The 7,046-nt window shown below is 32.1% G+C and carries 5 protein-coding genes; 4 read left to right on the forward strand and 1 reads right to left on the reverse strand.

All coding sequences use genetic code 11. The annotated features are described in order from the left end of the window. The first annotated feature begins 59 nt into the window (after nucleotides 1-59). The 4 genes from KI369_RS25240 to KI369_RS25255 all read left to right on the forward strand — a co-directional run bounded on the left by KI369_RS25240 (nucleotide 60) and on the right by KI369_RS25255 (nucleotide 4,964). Nucleotides 60-653, forward strand: a complete 594-nt coding sequence (locus KI369_RS25240; RefSeq protein ID WP_075395618.1) for an SGNH/GDSL hydrolase family protein — start codon at nucleotides 60-62, stop codon at nucleotides 651-653. A 407-nt stretch (nucleotides 654-1,060) separates the two neighbouring features. After that, a complete protein-coding gene (locus KI369_RS25245; protein WP_212958045.1) occupies nucleotides 1,061-3,028 on the forward strand; it encodes a penicillin-binding transpeptidase domain-containing protein in 1,968 nt (655 codons plus the stop codon). Nucleotides 3,029-3,613: 585 nt separating this feature from the next. Beyond that, on the forward strand, nucleotides 3,614-4,147 hold the full coding sequence (locus tag KI369_RS25250; RefSeq protein ID WP_212958047.1) for an RNA polymerase sigma factor: 534 nt from the start codon (nucleotides 3,614-3,616) through the stop codon (nucleotides 4,145-4,147). Continuing rightward, on the forward strand, nucleotides 4,137-4,964 hold the full coding sequence (locus KI369_RS25255; protein WP_212958051.1) for an SH3 domain-containing protein: 828 nt from the start codon (nucleotides 4,137-4,139) through the stop codon (nucleotides 4,962-4,964). The genes KI369_RS25250 and KI369_RS25255 overlap by 11 nt, the downstream gene beginning before the upstream one ends. A gap of 11 nt (nucleotides 4,965-4,975) precedes the next feature. Here KI369_RS25255 and KI369_RS25260 read toward each other — a convergent pair whose 3' ends face one another. Continuing rightward, on the reverse strand, nucleotides 4,976-6,730 hold the full coding sequence (locus KI369_RS25260; protein WP_212958053.1) for a peptidoglycan D,D-transpeptidase FtsI family protein: 1,755 nt from the start codon (nucleotides 6,728-6,730) through the stop codon (nucleotides 4,976-4,978). Between the last annotated feature and the right edge of the window lie 316 nt (nucleotides 6,731-7,046).

The following is a 7,046-nucleotide window of genomic DNA, read 5'->3' on the forward strand; positions in this document are numbered from 1 at the left end:
AGATATACGCTGTAAACTATTATATAGTGTAGATATGAATACAAAAAGGGGGACTACATATGTGGAAACGATTTGTATCGATTGGTGATAGTTTTACAGAGGGGATAGGGGATGAAGTTGAGGGAATTGCATTAAAAAGCTGGGTAGATCATTTTGTTCAACTGTGTGTAAACGATATAGAATATATTAATTTTGCAAAGCGTGGGTTAGTAACTAAAGAAATTCGCTCGCAGCAATTGGAAAAAGCATTAACGTATAATCCAGATTTGGTTAGTTTAATTGCAGGTGCAAACGATGTATTAAAAGGACGTTGGAATCATCAAGAATATAAGAACGATATGGAATTTATGATAGATACATTAAGTAAAACAGGTGCTGATATTATTATAGCAAACCTTCCAGATTTTACAGTCAGGCTTCCTTTTGCTTCTGAAAAAAAAGAAGTTTTAAAAGAACAGTTATTAGAGGCAAACGAAGTAATCCTTTCACTGAGTAGGGAGTATAAGCTTCATCATGTTGACTTTTGGAATCATCCATTAGTTAATGATAATACGCTTTGGTCTACGGATTTAATTCATCCAAACTCAAAAGGATATGTAAAAGTTGCTGAATTAATTCATAGTAGTTTACCTGTACATGACTCTTCTAAATAAGCTTTAGAGTGGTCGCATACAGCATATGGATCTCGATGCGCAAGAGCAGATATACAGCGTCTATAAATTAAACTTTAAGTAATTCTTTTTTATTGTATACACTTTGTTATTTTTTGTTGAAGGACCCTTAGAATAAGGGTCCTTTTTCGTGTTAAATATTTACAAAAAGGATAAGAGCAAGGAACCTAAACAAAAAGATATTTTAAATAATAGTGTTAAATAGATCCGCTTCTATTGTTTGTAAGAACCTTAAAATCTTCTCCTTCGAATGTAACTTGATCATAAATTAATTTTTTGGTAAATGTGGAACAATTTCATTACTTACACTGTCTATTAAGAGTTAAAACATTTTTTATTTAATTTATTAAGAAAGGAATAAACATTTTTAACTAAGGGAGAAGATTGAATTGAAAAAATTATGGATGCTGCTTTTCTTTTGTTTTGCAGTTATATTGGTGGGATGTAATAAAAACGAATCGCCAAAACAAGCATTTGAAGAATATATAAATTTATGGAATGATAGAGAATTTGCAAATATGTATGATCGTTTATCAGATCATGCCCAAAAAACGATTTCTAAAAAGGAATTCACAGAGAAATATCAAAAAATTTATGAAGGTATTGGCGTTAAGAATTTAAAAGTTAAAACGAAAGGAGAGAATGCTAAAGATAAAGAACTTTTTCTTTTTGAAGTTAAGATGGATACGGATGGAGGAAAAGCTTCATTTATCCATGAAGCAAAACTTGTGAAAGAAAAAGAATCTTGGAAAATAGATTGGACACCAGATTTCATTTTTCCAGGTATGAAAAAAGATTACAAAGTACGTATGCAAATAGAACAAGGAAAACGTGGAGAAATATACGATCGAAATGGGAAAGGTCTTGCAACGAATGGTAAAGCGACTGAGGTTGGAATTATTCCAGAGAAACTAGGCGAAATGGCGGCTCAAACAAAAGAAATAGTAGCACAGTTACTGGATATGTCTATAGAAGAGGTCGATCAGAAGCTTACAGCAAAATGGATAAAACCAGATTCCTTTGTACCAATTGGTATTTTAAAAGAGGGAACTAGACAGAACGATTATATTGAATTAGAAGGAGTATCATCTCGCCCAGTAAATGTTCGTACATATTCATTAGGAGAAGCAGCGGCACATTTAACTGGCTATATAGGAAAGGTGAATGCAGAGGAGTTAAAATCGCTTCAAAATAGAGGTTATCAAGCTGATGATTTAATAGGTAAGACAGGTTTAGAGAAAGTACTGGAGAATACATTACGTGGTGAAAAGGGTGGACGCGTATTTATAGAAGATGAGAATGGGAAAGAGATTAAAAACGTAGCAAAAAAAGAAGCGAAAGCAGGGGAAAATGTTACGTTAACAATTGATGCTGCAATTCAAGGGAAAATCTATAATGAGATGAAAAATGAAGCAGGATCTAGTGCAGCGGTCAATCCTAAAACAGGTGAAACAATCGCGCTTGTAAGTAGCCCTGCTTATAATCCAAATACAATAGTTAGAGGAGCATCAAAGGCCCAACGAGAAGCATGGAATAACGACTTGAAACTACCAATGACGAATCGTTTCACAAAAGCATTTGTACCAGGTTCCGTATTTAAAACGATTACAGGTGCAATTGGTTTGGAAACAAACACAATAAAACCTAAGGAAGAATTTAATATTCAAGGATTAAAGTGGACAAAAGATTCCTCGTGGGGAAATTATTATGTAACACGTGTGAAGGATGCAAGTCCAATTGATTTTGACAAGGCAATGAAGTACTCTGATAATATTTATTTTGCTCAACAAGCCTTGAAGATGGGAAAAGATAAGTATGTAAATGAATTTAAGAAATACGGATTTCATGAAAAATTACCAATTGAATACGAATTTCCTATTTCAATCATTGCTAGAGATGGGATAAAAAATGATATTCAACTAGCAGACACGGGATACGGACAAGGGCAAGTATTAATGACACCACTTCATTTAGCATTAACATATGCACCGATTGTAAATGAAGGGAATATTCCGTCGCCTCATCTTTTAAAAGAAGCAAAAGTAGAAGGGAATTGGAAAGAAAATGTGGTTTCTAAAAAGAATCAAGAGATATTAAAGAGTGCATTAATAAAAGTCATTAATGACCCTGATGGCGCGGGGAGAATTGCTAAGGTTGATGGTATAACTCTTGCTGGTAAAACCGGTACAGCAGAACTGAAAGAGTCAAAAGAAGCAGACGGAAAAGAACTGGGATGGTTTGCAGCTTTTGATGCAAATGCGCCCGACATGATTGTTACGATGATGATTGAAGATGTAAAAGGAAGAGGGGGGAGCAATGTTCCAGGTGAGAAAATAAAACATATTTTCCAGAAATAATAATTAATTATAAAGAGAAATCTTTTACTACATTCATTGTTTGCTTAATACAAAGATATAAATTGAGCAAACAAAATACAACTAAGCTTCAAAAAAGCATTCTTCTTAATCGAGAATGCTTTTTGTTGTGGGTGTAGAAGGTTGATACCTCATCTTTATTTTTGAAAGAGTAACATTGCTGATAGTAAATAGAAGAGTGAAACAAATTGAAATGGACGAGTTTTAAACTTTAAAAAAACAGTTATTTAGTAAAATATAAATAGAGCACACAAATAAGTATGCTCTAAGAAAAAAAGGTAATACAAGTAGAGTATTGCGTGAAATGCACAAATAATAATCAGATTTTTATGAGTGTATTTTTAACTTTGTATGCGTTACTTGTTTTTTTAGAGCCTGTCATGTGAGAGAATATATAGCTGATTATTTTATGAAAGTAATTACACACCTTTACATTTTTAGGAGGGGTTTTTTATTAAAAAAAGATAAACAAGGGAACAAATACAACTTGTATCTTGTCTATATATTGAAACCATAATAAAAGCGAGGGTAGTTTTATGTTTATTCGAATAAGTACGAGGTGTGGAAATGGAACAGAATTTTATTGAAAAATGTAATCATGATGAGCTTGACTATGTTATAAACGATTATTGGCAAGATGTATGGAATTATTCATTTATTATTACGAAAGATCCACACTTATCAGATGATATTACGCAAGATGTATTTATAAAGGTATATAAAAACTGGGATTCATTTCGAAAGGAGTCATCTATTAAAACGTGGATATTAAAAATCACAAGAAATACGGCAATAAACTATTTGAAATCCTCTTATTTTAAAAGGATTTCTTTAATAGGATTTTTTAATGATGATAAACAATCTCCATCGGCAGAAAAAGAATTTTTTAATCAAGAGGAAATGAATGAAGTGTGGGATGTTGTATTAAAACTACCTAAAAAACACCGTGAAATAATTATATTGGACGCAAAATATGAATTATCTTATGAAGAAATGTCTGAAACACTAGGAGTATCCATTGGAACTGTAAAATCTAGATTAAGCCGAGCGAGAAGTAAGGTTTCAAAATTAATAGGGGAGGGTAGTAGTGATGAACAATAAACAAAATCCTGACTGGTATAAAAAATTAAAAAAAGGCCCAATGGAGAATCGTAAAGATGAAGAAGAGTTTATTTTTAAAATAAAGCAGTCTATATACGAAAATAATGAAGTGGATCTTGTAAAACATAAAAGACCTTTTCGAAAAAAAGCATTACCTATTGTAGTTGTTTTTGTTTGTACAATGTTATTCTTTATTGTTCAACAACCTTGGCTTGATGATAATAAATCACCGGTACAAAGTAGCACTCAAATTAAGCCTAAAACGAAGGATGAGTCTGCTCAAGATCCAACATTAAAACAATTTATGAATGATTTATATCAAAGTACAAATGCAAAAAATGAAAATGACTTAAATAGAGCGTTAAATGATGAAGTTCTATTTAAAGGGAAGAGTTATAAGAAGGATGAATTGAAGTTTGATGAAGATATTTTTCATGAGTTGCAAGTCGCTCTTACAATGGGGGGAGAATTTACAAATGATACAAAGCAAGTATATAAAGTACCAAGTGGATTGACAGAAAGTAATCAACCAAAGCAAGCGCATTTTATATATGCAACTGTTACTGGAAATAAAACGAAAATTTTAGCTGAACCAAAGCGAGAATCACGAGTTTTATATGAAGTATCTAATGAAATGGTAAAAGCTTGGATTCCAGAAAAAGTGCAGAATGATGGATATATAAAAATATCGACAATTAACGGTAATACTGGATATGTACAAAAAGAGTACGTTTTAACTGATATTAAGTATTCATTCATGTTCGAAAAGGATCGTGAGGGTATATGGAAAATAATAAATATAGATTCTATATGGTAAAAAAGGAAGGTTCACTTTAATGAACCTTCCTCTTTATTTTTATTTTCTTTTTGAAGAGTATTCCAGTACTCTAAAATTTCTGATGTAACGAGAGCGGCGATGTTTTTTTCTGAATTACTACCAGGAATAACGACAGAAACGGCAATTTGTGGATCTTTGGTAGGAGCATATGCAATGAAAAGAGAATGATTAATCATTCTTGCTTGCTCATTCGGAAAACCTGTAATTCCTGTTTTACCTGCGACGTCAAAGGGCAGCTTTTTAATCTCCTCTATATTTTGACTCATTCCACCTTGCACGACATTCCAAAAGTTCATCGGATAACGATTTGAACTTTCTAAAATTGGTTTAAACTTTTTTGTTTCCTTACCGTCCTGGCTAATAATAGCATTTACGATTTGAGGTTTATATTTATCACCTTTACTAGCTAAAGTGGCTGCATATTGGGCGAGTTGAAGAGGAGTGTGTACTTCATTTCCTCCCCAAGAGGCATTTAATAAAGCGGAGATTCCATTTTCAAACTTGTTTGTTGGATGAAATTCATATTGTCCGTCTTCTTCAAAAGGTAAATCAATCCCGGTTTTAGAACGAAGGCCAAATTGCTTTAAATACTCTGTCCATATATGTGCAACTTTTTCAATATTCCCGTTATTTTGGTTGAATAAGGGCAGGGCTACTTTTGCTGTCATAAATGTGTTAGATGAATTAATGATAGCCTGCCGCGGTGTAATCTTACCTATTGGCGTTCCAGGTGCATTCGTAATGTTATTTTGATTATCATACTGAAAAGTACCCTTATCTAAATAAGTATCTTCAGGTTGAAAAAGCTTTTCGTTTAATCCAATTAAAATAGTAAGTGGTTTTATAGTAGAGGCCATATTTACATAAGATTCACCATACTTTAATTTTTGAATTGCTTTATTTTGCGAAAGTGATTTAATGTTTTCTTTTTCATGTGATGTATGTAATATATTTGGATCAAAAACTGCTGAGTTGGCCATAGTTAAAATTGCGCCAGTTTTTACATCGGTTACTACAACATAACCAGCTTTAGCATCACGTATTTTCTGAATTTGAGATCTTAATGCTTCCTCTGTTTTTTGTTGCAATTTAGAGTCTAAAGCTAGCTGGACATCTTTTCCTTTTTGAACTTTTTGAATGTTCCATAAGAATTTTTTATTATTCATTTTAAAAATCAGTGTTTTTCCGGGTTTTCCTTTTAAATCATTTTCATATTGAAGCTCAATCCCACTTTTTCCAACAGGTCCATACTTAGAATTAAGGTCATTTTCTACATACCCAATTAGCTGTGAACCAACTTCGTGTTTAGGATAATATCGAATCCATTCATCTTTAATTATTACATTATTGGGTTTGTTCTTGTTTATGAATGTAAGTTCACTCTCATTTATGTCAGAGTATAACGGTAAATCATTCATAGTCTGCTTTTTACAAGATTGTTGTAATTGTAATTTTATGTCCTCTGCCGAAATGTCATGTTGAAACTCGTTTGAAAATTGATTGAAAAAAGCTAATGTGTTTGCTGTATCTTGTTTCGATATCTTTTCATCATTAAAGGTGCAATATATAGACTTAACTTTCTTATCCGTAGCTAGTATTACTCCATTTTGATCTAGTATTTTTCCTCTTTCAGCTGAAGAAGTTGCGATAGTAATTGAAATAAAGTTGATTTTTAATAAAATTAGCAAAATCAAACCTACAATAGAAAGAACCGCAAAAAATCTCCATCTTTTTGTATGTAACATAGAACCCTCCCTTATGTAGCCTATTTCATCTTATAGTTAATTATTTTTTTTGTAAATGTGGAACAACTTTATTATTTAGGTTGTCTATTAAGTATTACAGCATGCAGAAAGGAATAATCAGTATGAAAATTTACTAGCAAGTCTATATATAAGTTTAATAAGAGTCATTATACAGTTTAGCATTTCTAATGCGAGTGACAAAAAATAGAGAGAAAACAAGACGGGAGAGTTTTGAATTACGTGGCAAAACGAAAAGAAATGGATGCTTACAAGGGTTTAGCGAAAAAGTCAAGTCGATATTTATCCCGCATTAACG

The sequence above is a fragment of the Bacillus sanguinis genome (assembly GCF_018332475.1).
GTDB classification, from domain to species: Bacteria; Bacillota; Bacilli; order Bacillales; family Bacillaceae_G; genus Bacillus_A; species Bacillus_A sanguinis.